Below are 15,041 nucleotides of genomic sequence, written 5' to 3' on the forward strand. Positions count from 1 at the left end.
CGCGCCCTTGTCTTCGCGGGCCCGTCCCCTCAAGATCGCGCGATCATCCGAGGAGCCTGCCCATGAACCTGATCGACGCGGCGAAAGAGGTGCGCGAGAACGCCTACGCCCCTTACTCCAAGTTCAAGGTCGGCGCGGCGCTGCGCAGCACCGAAGGGCGCGAGCACCGGGGCTGCAACGTCGAGAACGTGGCGTATCCGGAAGGAACGTGCGCCGAGGCCGGGGCCATCGCCGCGATGATCGCCGCTGGCGACACCCGCATCGCCGAGATCGCGGTGATCGCCGACAGCCTGTCGCCCGTTCCGCCCTGCGGCGGCTGCCGGCAGAAGATCGCCGAGTTCGCGGACCCCGACGTGCAGGTGACGCTGGCCACCACCGGCGGCGCCACGCGGGTCATGAAGGTCGCCGACCTGCTGCCGGGCGCCTTCGCCGCCGAACACATGGAGAGCTGAATGACCGACGCCCGCAGCGTCCTGGCCGACCTTCGCGCCGGGGTCGCCCCCGAGCCGGACGCGGTGCGCTGGTTCGCCAAGGGCCTGGCCGACGGCCAAGTGAGCGACGCACAGGCCGGGGCCTTCGCCATGGGCGTCTGCCACGCGGGGCTTGGCGACGCGGGGCGCGTGGCGCTGACCGAGGCGATGCGCGACAGCGGCGACACGCTGGCGTGGGACCTGCCGGGTCCGGTGATCGACAAGCATTCCACCGGCGGGATCGGGGATTGCGTCTCGCTGGTTCTCGCGCCCGCGCTGGCGGCGCTGGACTGCTACGTGCCGATGATCTCGGGCCGGGGGCTGGGGCACACGGGCGGCACGCTCGACAAGCTCGAGGCGATCCCGGGACTGTTGACCGAGCTGGCCGAGGACCGCTTCCGGCATGTCGTGGCCGAGGTCGGCTGCGCCATCGTCTCGGCCTCCGGCCAGATCGCGCCGGCGGACAAGCGGCTATACGCGGTGCGCGACGTGACGGCGACGGTGGACAGCGTCGACCTGATCACCGCGTCGATCCTGTCGAAGAAGCTCGCCGCCGGCACCGATGCGCTGGTGCTGGACGTCAAGGTCGGCTCGGGCGCCTTCATGACCGACCGCGAGCACGCGCAGACGCTGGCCGAGACGCTGGTCGACACCGCCAACGGCGCGGGCTGCAAGTGCAGCGCACTGTTGACGGACATGGACCAGCCGCTCGCCCCCGCCATCGGCAACGCGGTCGAGGTGGCCGAGGTGATGCGCGTGCTGACCGGGCAGGGCGATACGCGACTGGCCGGGCTGACCGAGGCGCTGGGCGGCGCGCTGCTGGCACTTGCGGGGCAGGCCGAGAGTGCCGAGGCGGGGGCTGCGCGGGTGCGCGAGGTGATCGGCAGCGGCGTGGCGGCCGAGCGCTTCGGGCGCATGGTCGCGGCGATGGGCGGCCCGGCGGACTTCGTCGAACACTGGGAGGCACGTCTGCCGGTCGCCCCCGTGCGCCGCGTGGTGACGGCGGGGCGGATTGGCGTGCTGTCGCGCATCGACGGCATCGCGCTTGGCCTGAGCGTCGTGCGCCTGGGCGGCGGCCGCGCGCGGGAGGGCGACGTGGTCGATCCCTCCGTCGGGCTGACCGGCGTCGCAAGGCTGGGCGACCGGCTGGACGCCGACACGCCGCTCGCCACCATTCACGCGGCGGACGAGGCGGCGGCGGAGCGGGCCGAGGGGGAACTGCGCCGCGCGGTCGAGATTTCCGATCACGACGTCACGCCACCGAAACTGATCCAGGGAGAGGTGTCCTGATGCCACGTGCTTTCCTCGTCGTGCTCGATTCCGTCGGCTGCGGCGGTGCCCCCGACGCCGATGCCTTCGGCGACGCCGGCGCCAACACGCTGGGCCACATCGCGAAGGTCTGCGCCGAGGGCGGGGCCGAGGACGGGCGCAGCGGCCCGCTGAACGTGCCCCACATGGACGCGCTGGGGCTGGGGGCGGCGATCCGGCTCGCCTCGGGCGAGGCCGCGCCGGGGCTCGACGCCACGCCCACCGGCCTCTGGGGTGCTGCGACCGAGGTCTCGCGCGGCAAGGACACGCCGTCGGGTCACTGGGAACTGGCCGGCGTGCCCGTGCCGTGGGACTGGCACTATTTCCCGGACACGCGGCCCACGTTCCCCCAGGAGGTTTCGGCCGCCGCCGCGAGGCTCGCCGGGACCGAGGGCATCCTCGGCGACCGCCACGCCTCGGGCACGGCGATCATCGACGAACTGGGGGGCGAGCACCTGCGCACCGGCTGGCCCATCTGCTATACCTCGGTCGACAGCGTGTTCCAGATCGCCGCGCATGAAGAGGCGTTCGGGCTGGAGTGGCTGCTGAAGCTCTGCCGCGACCTCGCGCCCATGCTGCACGAGATGAAGGTGGGCCGTGTCATCGCCCGGCCCTTCGTGGGCGATGAGGCCACCGGCTTCACCCGCACCTCGAACCGCCGCGACTTCGCCATCGCGCCGCCGTCGCCCACGCTGTGCGACTGGGTCAGCGATGCGGGGCGCAAGGTCCACGCCATCGGCAAGATCGGCGACATCTTCTCGATGCAGGGGATCGACACGGTCGCGAAGGGCCCCGACGACCGGCTGATGGAGCACCTGATGCAGGCGGCCTCGGACGCCGAGGACGGCAGCCTGACCTTCGCCAACTTCGTCGAGTTCGACACCAACTGGGGCCACCGCCGCGACGTGTCGGGCTATGCCCGGCACCTGGAATGGTTCGACGCGCACCTGCCCAAGCTGATGACGAAGCTGCACCAGGGCGATCTGCTGATCATCACCGCCGACCACGGCAACGATCCAACCTGGCGCGGCACCGACCACACGCGCGAACGCGTGCCGGTGCTGGGCCACGGCGTCGGCGCGCACCAGATCGGCCTGCGAGCGTTCGCGGATGTCGGCGTCACCGTCGCCGCGCATCTGGGCGTCGCCCCGCAAGGACCGGGAAGGAGCTTTCTGTGAGCGTCACGACACTGCCGAAGGTCGAGCTGCACCTGCATATCGAGGGGGCGGCGCCGCCGTCCTTCATCCGGGGACTTGCCGCTGAGAAGAAGATCGACATCTCGGGCATCTTCAACGAGCGGGGCGAGTACAAGTACACCGACTTCTGGCACTTTCTCGAGATCTACGAAGCCGCGACCTCGACCCTGCAGTCGCCCGAGGACTTCCGCCGCCTGACCCGCGCCGTGTTGGCCGAAAGCGCGGCCTCGGGCGTGGTCTATACCGAGGCGTTCCTGTCGCCCGACTTCTGCGGCGGGCGGGATGTGGGTGCATGGCGCGAATACCTTGCCGCCATGATCGAGGCCGCGGACGAGGCCGAGCGGCAGGACGGCATCACGATGCGCGGCATCGTCACCTGCATCCGCCACTTCGGCCCCGAGAAGGCGAAAGAGACGGCAATCTGCGCTGCCGAGACTGCGGGCGACTGGCTGACCGGCTTCGGCATCGGCGGAGACGAGCGGGCAGGCGAACTGTCGGACTTCTCCTGGGCCTTCGACTGCGCACGCGAGGCGGGGCTGCGCCTGACCGCGCACGCGGGCGAGTGGACCGGCCCAGAAAGCGTGCGCGAGGCGGTGGACGTGCTGCACTGCGAGCGCATCGGCCACGGCGTCCGCGCCATCGAGGACCTGGCGCTGGTGGACCGGCTGGCCGAGGACGGCATCGTGCTCGAGGTCTGCCCGGGGTCGAACGTCGTCCTGGGCGTCTATCCGGACTGGCGCAGCCACCCGATCGAGAAGCTGCGCGCGCGCGGCGTGAAGGTCACCGTCTCGACCGACGACCCGCCGTTCTTCCACACTTCGATGGAGCGCGAGTTCCAGATGCTGCACGACACCTTCGACTGGGACGAGGGCGTGTTCGACGAAATCACCCGCACAAGCCTTGACGCGGCCTTCTGCGACGGGGAAACCCGCTCGCGGATCGAGAAGAGACTGGAGCGCCGCCCGTGACCGAGCATCTGAACGTCGTCAAGCACCCGCTGGTGCAGCACAAGCTGACCATCATGCGGGAGAAGGAAACCTCGACGGCGGTGTTCCGCCAGCTCCTGCGCGAGATCAGCCAGCTTCTGGCCTATGAGATCACCACCAACCTCGCCATGACCACCAAGCGGATCGAGACGCCGCTTCAGGCGATGGACGCCCCGGTGCTCGACGGGCGCAAGCTGGCGCTGGTGTCGATCCTGCGCGCGGGCAACGGCATGCTCGACGGGATGCTGGAACTGATGCCCTCCGCCCGCGTCGGCTTTGTCGGCCTGTATCGCGACGAGGAGACGCTGAAGCCGGTGCAGTACTACTGCAAGCTGCCGACCGAGCTGGGCGAGCGGCTGGTCATCGCCGTGGACCCAATGCTGGCGACCGGCAATTCCTCGGTCGCGGCCATCGACCTGCTCAAGGCGCAGGGGGCCAAGGACATCCGTTTCCTCTGCCTGCTCGCCGCGCCCGAGGGCGTCGCCCGCATGAAGGAGGCGCATCCGGACGTGCCCATCGTGACCGCCGCGCTGGACGAGCGGTTGAACGAGAAGGGGTACATCGTTCCGGGCCTCGGCGATGCGGGCGACCGGATGTTCGGCACGAAGTGAGGCGCTTGCCGCTTTACCCCCGCGCCCGGTTTCTGCATCCTGCCACCAGATGATGTGTCGGGGACAGGAATGAGACCCAGAAAAACGCTTGCCCTCGCGGCTTTCGTCGCCGCGTTCGCCCAGCTCGGCCCGGTCCAGGCCCAGCCCGCCGGTCCCCTGGACGCGCCGCTGGAGGCGCCGCCGGCCGGGTTCGAAGGCCGGCAGTTCGTCGACAGCCGCGGCTGCGTCTTCGTCCGCGCGACGATCAACGATGAGGTGAGCTGGGTCCCCCGCCTGACGGCGGAGCGAGAGCTTCTCTGCGGCTTCGATCCCACGCGCCGCGATGAGGATGACGCGGCCCCGGTTCTGGCCGAGACGCCCGAGGATGCGGAGCAGGCGGAGGAGGGCGACGCGCCCGACGTGGCCGGGACACCCGCCGAGGACGTCGAGGCTCCGGTGCTGGCCGAGACGCCGGAGGACGTGGAGCGTGCGGATCGAGAGGACGCACCTGCCGTGGCCGACGGGGGCGAAAGCGGCGACGCGCCGGTGCTGGCAGAGACGCCCAGAGACCTGGAGCCTGCCGACGCGGCAGAGGAAGCTCCCGCACGCGCAGACGCGAACGAGGACGAAGCCGGAGAGGAAGCTCCCGCACTTGCCGACAGCGACGAGGACCGCGAGGCCCCGGTGATGGCAGAGGAGGCTACGCCCGAGGCGCCAGTTGCCGGCACCCCCGCCATGCCCGCCGCGCCCGAGCCCGAGGCGCTGCCGCGCACGGCCGCCGTCGACGAAGAGGCGGGCAGCAAAGGGGCGGCCGGTCTGCCGGCCGCCGATCCCGCGCCCCGCGCCCGGCGGCGCGTGCCGCCGGCGCCGCAGCTTGCCTGGACGGCCACCACTCCGCGCCTGCTGATCGACCGGCGCACGGGGCGGGATGTCAGCGGGGCGTATGACCTGATCTATCCCTACACCGACCCGGCGCGACAGGCGCGGGACCTGTCCGCCGGTACGCATGTCGCCGTCCGCACCCGGTCCGGCCAGCGCCTGATCGTGCGCCGCGACCGGCTGGGCGAGAGGAACGGACTCATGGTCCTGCTGGATCCGCCGCCCGCGCCCGCCGCGCAGGCCGCGACCTTCGTGCAGGTGGGAACGTTCGCCGTGACCGCGAACGCCGAGCGGCTGGCACTGCGCCTGCGCAAGGCCGGGATGCCCGTGCGCCTGCGCGCGGTGCGCGACGGTGGCAGGGGGTACCAGGAGGTGCTGGCCGGGCCCCTGACTTCGGGCGAACAGGTGCGCGACGTGCTGCGGCGGGTGCGCGAGGCCGGGTTCGCCGACGCATTCGTGCGCGGGTTCTGACCCTCAGCCGCCGCAGATGCCCTGAAGCGTGACCCAGGCGCCGTCGCTCAGAAGCGGCGGCGCTTCGCCATCGGGGTGGGGGTCGGCCTCGATCAGCGTCAGCGTGCTTTCGCCCGTGATATCAAGCGCCAGCGCATAGGGCTGCGCGCCGACCTCCACCGCCTCGAGCTGGGCCAGAAGCTCGGCGTCGGGCACCGGGTCGGGGGCTGCGATCATCAACGCCTCGGCGTGCCGGCGCAGCGTCTCCTGCGGTACGGTGCCGGTGGTCAACAGCCGCAGCGCCGTGCCCATCCCGCCGAAGCGAAGCAGGCGCTCCAGCGGGTCCAGCCTTTCGGCCCGCAGCTGCTCGGCCAGGACGTAGCCGGCCAGCGGCTCCGGCCCCTCGAAATCCTCGACCAGCTTGCGGTTGAGCAGGATCAGCCGGCCGGGCAGGTGCATGCTGTCGGCGATGACGCCGGGCAGGACCAGAATGTCGCTGCCGCGCCCCCCGAACAGCCGCCGCTCCAGCGTGTCGAGCGCGGCGCTGCCGCCGGGCGAGCGGCAGGGCGGGCCGGCGACGCGCTCGATCTCGGACAGCAGGCGGCGGCCGATCTCGGCCCGGCCCGCGTCGGGTACGACCGAGACGGTATGCCGGATCAGCGCGTCGGGCAGCCAGAAGACGGCGAGCGCGGCCACGGCGGCCGTCGCGGCGGCCATGAGGCCGTATCTCAGCCGGCCCTCACGCGGGCGGCTGCGGGCGATGGCGTTGCGAACCCGCTCGATCGCCTCGATCATCGTATCGTCGTCGATCTCGAGCTCGTCGTCGGCGTCGAAGCCGGGGGCATAGAGAGCGGGGCGCACGCTTGGGTTGAGCCGCTCGACCGCCGGCAGCGACCAGTGCGCCAGCGCCACGTCCTTCATGTCGAAGATGACAAGGCTTGTGTCCCCGACCGAGACGACGACGTCGCGGCGCTGTTCACCGGGCGCGGGCCGCCAGATGCCGGGAGCTTCCAGCCGTGAATACTCGGTGAGCGCCGTCATGTACCTGCTGCGCCGGCTCTTCGTCCGGGCGATGACCTGCCTTCGTGAAGCCGGACCCTAGGCGAAAGGCCGCCGCTTCACAACGGCCACGCGCGCGTTCTTCACCCTGTGCGTGTCGACAGGCCCCCCCAGCGGCGCACCCACTTCTCGACCTCGAGCAGCACCAGAAGGATTACCCCCAGCGCCAGGACAAGCAGCCCGTCGGCTGGCGAGACGGCCTGCGTCTCGAACACCGACTGAAGTGGCGGGGCGTAGGTGAACGCCGCCTGTGCCGCCAGCGCGATGGCGATACCTGTCCATACGGCGCGGGTACCCACGGCGGCACGGAGGCTGAGGGTGGGCAAGTGCAGGTAGCGGACGGAGAAGAGGTAGAAGATCTCGAGCACCACGATCAGGTTCACCACCAGCGTGCGCGCGTAGGACAGATCGCGCCCCTGCGCCTGGGCCCAGAAGAACACGCCGAAGACCGCCGCCGCGAACAGCGCCGAGACCAGCACCACGCGCCACACCATCTCTGCGTCCAGCAGCGGCGCGTTCATGCGGCGGGGACGGCGGTCCATCACGCCCGGCTCCGCCGGCTCGAACGCCAGCGTGAGGCCAAGCGCGACGGCGGTGACCATGTTGATCCACAGGATCTGCACGGGCGTCATCGGCAGCGCGATGCCGAAGAGGATGGCCGAGATGATGACCAGAGACTCGCCGCCGTTCGTGGGCAGGTTCCAGGCGATCACCTTCTTGATGTTGTCGTAGATCGTGCGCCCCTCGCGCACGGCGGCGACGATCGAGGCGAAGTTGTCGTCGGCCAGCACCACGCGCGCGGCGTCCTTCGCGGCTTCGGTGCCGCGGATGCCCATCGCGATGCCCACGTCGGCGCGCTTGAGGGCCGGGGCGTCGTTCACGCCGTCGCCCGTCATCGCAACGACGTTGTCGGTGGCCTGAAGCGCCTCGACCAGCCGCAGCTTGTGCTCGGGCGCGGCGCGGGCGAACACGTCGACATCGGGGGCGCGGCGGCGCAGCTCCTCGTCGCTCATGGCCTCGACCTCGGCGCCGGTCACGGCTTCGCCGTGGGTGCTCAGGCCCAGCTCCTCGGCGACGGCCATGGCGGTGAGGGCGTGATCGCCGGTGATCATCTTCACCTCGATCCCGGCGCGCAGGCAGTCGGCCATTGCCTCGATCGCCTCGGGGCGGGCGGGGTCGATGAAGCCGCCGAGACCCAGCAGTGTCAGGTCCGCGACGTCGTCCATGCCGATCGCCTTGCGCGATGTCGTCTTCGTGGCGAAGGCCAGGACGCGGTGGCCGCCCTTCGCCAATTCCTCTAGCCGGGCGGCCCAAGCGTCGCGGTCGATCGGCTCGGGTCCGTCGTCGCCCATCTGGGTCGCGCACAGCTTCAGCAGCCGGTCGGGCGCGCCCTTCACGTGGATGGTCCGGCCGTCCGGCCCGTGGTTCAGCGTCGCCATGAAGCGGTGGGCGGCATCGAACGGAATGTCGTCGAGCCGCCGGTGCGTGCGCCGCTCTTCCTTCGGGTCGAGCCCGGTCTTGCGCGCCAGTGCCAGCAGCGCGCCCTCCATCGGATCGCCCTCGACCCGCCAGCCGTCGTCGGACTGCACCAGCAGGGCGTCGCTGCACAGAAGCGCCGTGTGCGCCAGGCGCTGGACGGCCGAGTGCGCGTCCGCGTGCAGCGCGTCGCCGTTCTGGTGAACCTCGCCGTGAGGCATGTAGCCTTCGCCCGAGACCTCGACCGGCTCGGACCCGTGGCCGGTGACGACGGTGCGCACGACCATCTCGTTCAAGGTCAGCGTGCCGGTCTTGTCGGTGCAGATGACCGAGACCGCGCCCAGCGTCTCGACCGCCGGAAGCCGGCGCACGATGGCGTGCCGCCCGGCCATGCGCTGAACGCCGAGCGCGAGCGTGATGGTGATGACCGCCGGCAGCCCCTCGGGGATGGCGGCGACGGCCATGCCGACCATGGCGAGGAAGGCGTCCTCGACGGCATAGCCGGCGATCCAGACGGCATAGGCGAAGACGGCGACGCAGACGGCTAGGATCACGAAGGTCAGCAGCCGGGCGAAGCGGTCTATCTGCCGCAGAAGGGGCGTCGTCGTCTCTTCGATCCCGCCCAGCATCGCGCCGATGCGGCCGATCTGCGCGTCCGCGCCGGTCGCCACCACGACGCCCGTGCCGCGCCCCGAGGCGACGAGCGTGCCGGAGAAGGCAAGCGAGGTGCGGTCGCCGAGTGCGGCGTCGGCGTCGACCGGCGCGACCTCCTTGACCACCGACACCGACTCGCCCGTCAGCGCGGCCTCCTGCGCCCTGAGCCCGCGCGCGTCGATCAGGCGAAGGTCGGCGGGCACGCGGTCGCCGGCCTCGAGCAGCACGATGTCGCCGGGCACCAGCTCTTCCGCCGGCACCGTCTGGCGCGTGCCGTCGCGCACCGCCGAGGCGTCGGGCGACAGCATCGAGCGGACGGCGGCCAGCGCATCCTCGGCCCGGCCTTCCTGCCAGAAGCCGATGATGGCGTTCAGGATGACCACGGCGATGATCACCGCCGCGTCCACCCAGTGGCCGAGAAGCGCGGTGATTGCGCCCGATGCGATCAGCACCTGGATCAGCAGGTTGTTGAACTGGCCCAGCAGCCGGGCGAGCCACGTCCGGCGCGGCGGCTCGGGCAGGGCGTTGGGGCCATGTTCGGCCAGCCGCCGCGCGGCCTCCTCGGCGGTCAGGCCGTGGCCGTCGGTTTCCAGCCGGCGCAGCGTCTCGTCTGCCGGCAGCGCGTGCCAGTCCGCCGTCCGCGCCTCGGCGGGCGCGGCGTCCCGGACCGCCTGCGCGGGGGCCGCTTCGGCCATCCAGTTTCTCATGCGCAACAACGACACGGGAGCGGCGACGCCTATCGCCGCGCCTTGTGCGCGCCGAGCTTGAGAAGCGCGATCAGCAGTGCCAGCGACACGGTCGGGGCGCGGCCCGAGCCGATGTCCTCGTCGCTGTCGCGCGAGTCGCTTTCCCGCAGGAAGGCGCGCCAGTGGCCGTCCGGCTCGGTCGCCTGCCCGGCCAGGTGGATGGACCAGCCCGGCAGGCAGCGGTCGACCAGCCGCAGCACGCCCTCGGTCGCGTCGTCCAGCGCCTCGGGGTGGGCCGGGGCGTCGGGATACACGTCCTTCAGCGCGACCGCGGCCTCGTGCAGCAGCGTGACGTCCAAGTCCTGCGCCGACGTGGCGCGGTCCAGCAGGCTTTCCAGCGTTTCGACAGTCATCTTGGTCCTTCCCGGTTTACACGGCGCACGCTAGGCGGGCGCATGTTCGGTCACCTTGACTCGGATCAATTCCCTTGCGGCAGCTTGGGCGCATAACGCTGCAAAGCCAACCCGGCGGAAATGGAGCGATCATGTCCGAGTCGACACTAAGCGTCATCTGGTTCGAAAACCTAGCCCGCGGCGACGTCGCACTGGTGGGCGGCAAGAACAGTTCGCTGGGCGAGATGGTCCAGCAGCTCGGGGCGAAGGGCATCCGCGTGCCCGACGGCTTCGCCACCACCTCGGACGCGTTCCGCGCCTATCTTCGGGCCAACAGGCTGAACGACACGATGCGCGAGACGCTGGGCCGGCTGGACGACCACAAGATCACGCTGCACCAGGCCGGCACCCGCATCCGCGAGGCAATCGAGCAGGGCGACTGGCCCGACGAGATCGAAGAGGCGATCCGCGACAGCTATCGCGAACTCTGCCGCCGGGCGGGGGTGGACGACGTATCCGTGGCCGTCCGCTCCAGCGCCACGGCCGAGGATCTGCCGGATGCGAGCTTCGCGGGCCAGCAGGAAACGTTCCTGAACGTACGGGGCGAAAAGGCGCTGCTGGCGGCCTGCCGCCGCTGCTATGCCTCGCTCTATACCGACCGGGCGATCAGCTATCGGCAGGCCAAGGGATTCGAGCACGAGAAGGTCGCGCTGTCGATCGGCGTGCAGCGCATGGTGCGCTCGGACATCGGCGGCTCGGGCGTGATGTTCTCGATCGACACCGAGTCGGGCTTCGACAAGGTGGTGCTGATCAACGCCGCCTGGGGTCTTGGCGAAAACGTCGTGCAGGGCGCGGTCAGCCCGGATGAATACGAGGTCTACAAGCCCTTCCTCGACCGCCGCGAACTGTCGCCGATCCTCGAGAAGACGCGCGGCGCGAAAGAGATCAAGATGATCTATGCCGGGGCCGAGGGCGGCGAGACGAAGAACGTCCCCACCTCGAAGGCCGAGCGCGGGTCCTTCGTGCTTGAGGACGACGAGATCGTCGAGCTTGCCCGCATGGCCGCCACCATCGAGGACCATTACGGCCAGGCGATGGACATGGAATGGGCCAGGGACGGCGAGACCGGAGAGTTGTTCATCGTGCAGGCCCGGCCCGAGACCGTGCAATCGCGCGCCGACGCGGGGGCGCTGAAATCCTACTCCGTTGGCAAGGCGGGGAAAGAGATCACGCGCGGGCTGAGCGTTGGCGACGCCGTGGCGGCGGGCCGCGTCTGCCTGATCGAGAGCGCCAAGGACATCGACCGCTTCGTGGACGGCGCGATCCTGGTGACCTCGACCACCGACCCCGACTGGGTGCCGATCATGAAGCGCGCCTCGGCGATCATCACCGACCACGGCGGGCGCACCAGCCACGCCGCCATCGTCAGCCGCGAACTCGGCCTTCCGGCCATCGTCGGCACCGGGAACGCCACGCACGTGTTGCATGACGAGCAGGAGGTGACGGTCAACTGCTCGGGCGGGGATACCGGCATCGTGCACGAGGGCGTGGCCGAGTACGAGGTCGAGGAACTACGGCTCGACGACATCCCGCAGACGAAGACGCGCATCATGCTCAACCTCGCCAACCCGACGGCCGCCTTCCGCTGGTGGCGCCTTCCGGCCGAGGGCGTGGGACTGGCGCGGATGGAGTTCGTGGTGAACAACGCCGTCAAGGTCCACCCGATGGCGCTGATCGGCTATGATCAGCTGCGCGACGAAGAGGCGAAGGCGCAGATCGCCGAGCTGACCCGCGGCTACGAGGACAAGCCGAAATACTTCGTCGACGAGCTTGCCCGCGGCCTGTCGCGCATTGCCGCCGTCTACTACCCGAAGCCCGTCATCGTACGGATGAGCGACTTCAAGACCAACGAGTACGCCGAGCTTCTGGGCGGCCGCGCCTTCGAGCCGAAGGAAGAGAACCCGATGATCGGCTTCCGCGGCGCGTCGCGCTATTACTCGCCCGCCTACCGCGACGGCTTCGCGCTGGAGTGTCGCGCCATCCGCAAGCTGCGCGAGGAGATGGGCTTCGACAACGTCATCGTCATGATCCCCTTCTGCCGCACCCCGGACGAGGCCGACCGCGTGCTGGAGGTCATGCGCGAGAACGGGCTCGAGCGGGGTAGGGACGGGCTTCAGGTCTATGTCATGGGCGAGGTGCCGTCGAACGTGATCCTGGCGCACGCGTTTGCCGAGCGGTTCGACGGCTTCTCGATCGGCTCGAACGACCTGACGCAGCTCACGCTGGGCGTGGACCGGGATTCCGAGGCGCTGGCGGAGCTGTTCCAGGAATCGAACCCCGCCGTCCTGTGGATGATCGAGACGCTGATCGCCCGCGCACACGAGGCCGGGCGCAAGGTTGGTCTGTGCGGGCAGGCGCCCAGTAACGACCCGGCCTTCGCGCGGCTTCTGGTCAAGGCGGGGATCGATACGATCTCGGTCACGCCGGACAGCTTCGTGCAGGTCAAGCGGCACGTGGCCGAGGCCGAGCGCGGCGCCTGATTTGACATCGCGCCGGACCCGGCCACGTCGTGACGGGTTGAACCTGTGACGCGACGGTTGGGGAGGGCGCGATGAAGGAGAGCGCGGAGATCGTGATCGTCGGCTCGGGCACGGCGGGCCTGTCTGCCCTGCGCGAGGTGCGCCGCCACACCGACGACGTCCTGCTGATTAACCACGGCGGCTGGGGCACCACCTGCGCCGCCGTGGGCTGCATGCCGTCGAAAGCGCTGATCGAGGCCGCCGACGCCTTCCACCGCCGCACCTGTTTCGAAGAGTTCGGCATCCGCGGCGGCGACGCCCTGCGCGCCGATATCCCGGCGGTGCTGGAACGGGTGCGCCGTCTTCGCGACGACTTCGTGAAGGGCCCCGAGTCGGTGCGCACGGAACTGCGCGACCGCGCCATCAGCGGCTTCGCCCGCCTGCTGGGCCCCGACCGGGTCGAGGTCGACGGCCGTCAGATCCGCGCCCGCCGCATCATCCTGGCCACCGGCAGTCACCCGATCGTGCCGAAGCCGTGGCAGCGCTTCGGCGACCGCATCCTGACCTCGGACACCATCTTCGAGCAACGCGACCTGCCGAAACGGCTGGCCGTCATCGGCCTTGGTCCGCTGGGAATCGAGCTGGCGCAGGCCGTCGCGCGACTGGGGGTCGAGGTCGCGGGTTTCGACGGCAACGACAGCATCGGCGGCGTTGGCGACCCTGAGGTGCAGAAGGCGGCGGCGCGCACCATCGGCGCCGAATTCCCCCTGCACCTGGGCCAGGACGCCGAGGTCACCGAGGACGGTGACGCCCTGCGCGTCACCGCCGGCGACGCCAGCTTCACCACCCATGCCGTGCTGGCCGCGCTGGGCCGGGCGCCGAACGTCGAAGGGCTGGGGCTCGAGACGCTGGGCGTGCCGCTCGACGATCACGGGCTGCCCGAGGTCTCGCCCGCGACCCTGCGCATTGGCGACCTGCCGGTGTGGCTGGTGGGCGACGCCAATGGTGCTCGGCCGATCCTGCACGAGGCGGCGGATGACGGGCATATCGCCGGGCGGCTGGCCAGCTCGGCCCGCGAAAGCGGGTTCCAGCGGCGCACGAACCTCTCCATCGTGTTCACCGAGCCCAACATCGCGCAGGTCGGCCGGACGTGGCGCGACCATGGCGGCGAGGGGCTGATCGTCGGCGCAGCCGACTTCCCGCGCCAGGGCCGCGCCCGCACCGCCTGCCGTGATGCCGGCGTCCTGCGCCTCTATGCCGAGCCCGAGAGCGGACGGCTGGTCGGGGCCGAGATGTGCTGCCCCGGCGCCGAGCACATGGCACACCTTCTCGCGCTGGCCATCGAGGCCGGGCAGACCGTTGGCTGCATGCTGTCGATGCCGTTTTACCATCCCACGCTGGAGGAGGGGGTGCGGACGGCACTGCGCGCCCTGTCGCGCCAGTTGCCGGGCCTCGGCGGCTCGGACCTGGCCGAGTGCCCGGACATCGGGATCGAGGCGCTGGACTAGCGCCGCCGTCCCCGGAACAGCGTGATCTTCGCCGGGATGCGCACGCCGTCGCCGGTCTCGTAGCGGCGGAAGCGCTCGACCACGTCCTCGACGATGGCCTCGCGGTCGGCGTCGGTGCCGCCCTTGTCGCGCAGGTGCCGGGCGACCGGACCGATACGCGCCGCCACGCGCCGGACCGCGTCCAGCCCGCCGGGGTGGTGCAGGTCGACCTTGAAGGCGTCGCCCGAAACGTCCTGGAACCCGGCCTCGACCAGCATCTTCTCGACTCTCTTCACGTCGGCGAATCGCAGAGGCCCGGGCGCGTCGGCCTGCGCCGGGCCGGCGGGGCCCAGCCGCTCTTCGGCGGCGCGGGCGGGGATGTCGAACCACGGGTTCTCGTCGATCCCGGCCCAGGCGGCGAAGGCGATCCGGCCGTCTTTCTTCAGCGCGTGCAGCACGTTGCGAAGGCCCGCCGTCGTGTCCTCGAAGAACATCATGCCGAAGCGCGACAGCACGGCGTGGTAGCCGTCGGGCGTGAAGGTGCGCGTCTCGGCGTCGCCGTGCATGAAGTCGACATTCGACAACTCGGCGCGCTCGGCCAGCGCCCGCGCCTCGCGCAAGAGCGGCTCCGAGATGTCGAGCCCGGTGACGTGCCCGCCGGGCGACACCTCGTGCGCGGCGGCGAAGGTCAGCGCGCCCGCGCCGCAGCCCACGTGGAGCACCCGCTCGCCCGGCGTCAACTCGGCCGCTTCGATCAGAAGCTCGGTAACGCCGGCGTGCAGCGCGTCGAGGTCGGGCTGAAGTTCGACCCAGGCCTGGCCCGGCGCCCCGTTCCAGAATTCGAGTTGTGCCTGATCGGTCATGTCGCTCCCCTCCGCTTGAACGTGGG

12 protein-coding genes are annotated in these 15,041 nt (G+C 70.7%); 8 read left to right on the forward strand and 4 right to left on the reverse strand.

The window, feature by feature from the left end; genetic code table 11:
* Window positions 1-62 precede the first annotated feature (62 nt).
* The 6 genes from BM162_RS14455 to BM162_RS14480 all read left to right on the forward strand — a co-directional run bounded on the left by BM162_RS14455 (window position 63) and on the right by BM162_RS14480 (window position 5,900).
* Window positions 63-452 (forward strand): cytidine deaminase, encoded by a 390-nt coding sequence (locus tag BM162_RS14455; RefSeq protein WP_093423396.1) that lies wholly within the window; start codon window positions 63-65, stop codon window positions 450-452.
* Window positions 453-1,760, forward strand: coding sequence for a thymidine phosphorylase (locus BM162_RS14460; protein WP_093423399.1), 1,308 nt, complete (start codon window positions 453-455; stop codon window positions 1,758-1,760).
* Window positions 1,760-2,956, forward strand: a complete 1,197-nt coding sequence (locus tag BM162_RS23270; RefSeq protein WP_093423401.1) for a phosphopentomutase — start codon at window positions 1,760-1,762, stop codon at window positions 2,954-2,956. Before BM162_RS14460 ends, BM162_RS23270 begins: the two co-directional genes overlap by 1 nt.
* Complete coding sequence (locus BM162_RS14470; RefSeq protein WP_093423404.1) at window positions 2,953-3,942, forward strand: adenosine deaminase; 990 nt, start codon at window positions 2,953-2,955, stop codon at window positions 3,940-3,942. Before BM162_RS23270 ends, BM162_RS14470 begins: the two co-directional genes overlap by 4 nt.
* Complete coding sequence (gene upp, locus BM162_RS14475; protein WP_093423406.1) at window positions 3,939-4,571, forward strand: uracil phosphoribosyltransferase; 633 nt, start codon at window positions 3,939-3,941, stop codon at window positions 4,569-4,571. The genes BM162_RS14470 and upp overlap by 4 nt, the downstream gene beginning before the upstream one ends.
* A gap of 69 nt (window positions 4,572-4,640) precedes the next feature.
* Entirely contained in the window at window positions 4,641-5,900 is a 1,260-nt protein-coding gene (locus BM162_RS14480) for an SPOR domain-containing protein (RefSeq protein ID WP_093423409.1), read from the forward strand.
* 3 nt (window positions 5,901-5,903) lie between these two features.
* On the opposite strand, the gene BM162_RS14485 is transcribed toward BM162_RS14480, so the two are convergent.
* The 3 genes from BM162_RS14485 to BM162_RS14495 all read right to left on the reverse strand — a co-directional run bounded on the left by BM162_RS14485 (window position 5,904) and on the right by BM162_RS14495 (window position 10,167).
* Window positions 5,904-6,920: a hypothetical protein gene (locus tag BM162_RS14485; protein WP_093423412.1), complete on the reverse strand. Its 1,017-nt coding sequence runs from the start codon at window positions 6,918-6,920 to the stop codon at window positions 5,904-5,906.
* Window positions 6,921-7,021: 101 nt separating this feature from the next.
* A complete protein-coding gene (locus BM162_RS14490) occupies window positions 7,022-9,763 on the reverse strand; it encodes a cation-transporting P-type ATPase (protein WP_093423414.1) in 2,742 nt (913 codons plus the stop codon).
* Window positions 9,764-9,804: 41 nt separating this feature from the next.
* A complete protein-coding gene (locus tag BM162_RS14495) occupies window positions 9,805-10,167 on the reverse strand; it encodes a hypothetical protein (RefSeq protein ID WP_093423417.1) in 363 nt (120 codons plus the stop codon).
* A 131-nt stretch (window positions 10,168-10,298) separates the two neighbouring features.
* Here BM162_RS14495 and ppsA point away from each other — a divergent pair, with 131 nt between their 5' ends.
* Window positions 10,299-12,686 (forward strand): phosphoenolpyruvate synthase, encoded by a 2,388-nt coding sequence (ppsA, locus tag BM162_RS14500; RefSeq protein ID WP_093423420.1) that lies wholly within the window; start codon window positions 10,299-10,301, stop codon window positions 12,684-12,686.
* 71 nt (window positions 12,687-12,757) lie between these two features.
* Window positions 12,758-14,173: a dihydrolipoyl dehydrogenase gene (locus BM162_RS14505; RefSeq protein ID WP_093423422.1), complete on the forward strand. Its 1,416-nt coding sequence runs from the start codon at window positions 12,758-12,760 to the stop codon at window positions 14,171-14,173.
* On the opposite strand, the gene BM162_RS14510 is transcribed toward BM162_RS14505, so the two are convergent.
* The gene (locus BM162_RS14510) at window positions 14,170-15,015 is read right to left on the reverse strand and encodes a class I SAM-dependent methyltransferase (RefSeq protein ID WP_093423425.1); all 846 of its coding nucleotides are present in this window, start codon (window positions 15,013-15,015) and stop codon (window positions 14,170-14,172) included. The genes BM162_RS14505 and BM162_RS14510 overlap by 4 nt on opposite strands.
* Window positions 15,016-15,041 lie beyond the last annotated feature (26 nt).

Origin of the sequence: Tranquillimonas alkanivorans (assembly GCF_900115595.1) — a bacterium.
Classification (GTDB): domain Bacteria; phylum Pseudomonadota; class Alphaproteobacteria; order Rhodobacterales; family Rhodobacteraceae; genus Tranquillimonas; species Tranquillimonas alkanivorans.

Excerpts from the sequence above, each read along its gene's own strand:
- ppsA (WP_093423420.1), top strand. The coding sequence starts at position 10,299 with ATGTCCGAGTCGACACTAAGCGTCATCTGGTTCGAAAACCTAGCCCGC.
- BM162_RS23270 (WP_093423401.1), top strand. The coding sequence starts at position 1,760 with ATGCCACGTGCTTTCCTCGTCGTGCTCGATTCCGTCGGCTGCGGCGGT.
- BM162_RS14455 (WP_093423396.1), top strand. The coding sequence starts at position 63 with ATGAACCTGATCGACGCGGCGAAAGAGGTGCGCGAGAACGCCTACGCC.
- BM162_RS14490 (WP_093423414.1), bottom strand. The coding sequence starts at position 9,763 with ATGGCCGAAGCGGCCCCCGCGCAGGCGGTCCGGGACGCCGCGCCCGCC.
- BM162_RS14505 (WP_093423422.1), top strand. The coding sequence starts at position 12,758 with ATGAAGGAGAGCGCGGAGATCGTGATCGTCGGCTCGGGCACGGCGGGC.
- BM162_RS14495 (WP_093423417.1), bottom strand. The coding sequence starts at position 10,167 with ATGACTGTCGAAACGCTGGAAAGCCTGCTGGACCGCGCCACGTCGGCG.
- BM162_RS14510 (WP_093423425.1), bottom strand. The coding sequence starts at position 15,015 with ATGACCGATCAGGCACAACTCGAATTCTGGAACGGGGCGCCGGGCCAG.
- BM162_RS14485 (WP_093423412.1), bottom strand. The coding sequence starts at position 6,920 with ATGACGGCGCTCACCGAGTATTCACGGCTGGAAGCTCCCGGCATCTGG.
- BM162_RS14480 (WP_093423409.1), top strand. The coding sequence starts at position 4,641 with ATGAGACCCAGAAAAACGCTTGCCCTCGCGGCTTTCGTCGCCGCGTTC.
- BM162_RS14460 (WP_093423399.1), top strand. The coding sequence starts at position 453 with ATGACCGACGCCCGCAGCGTCCTGGCCGACCTTCGCGCCGGGGTCGCC.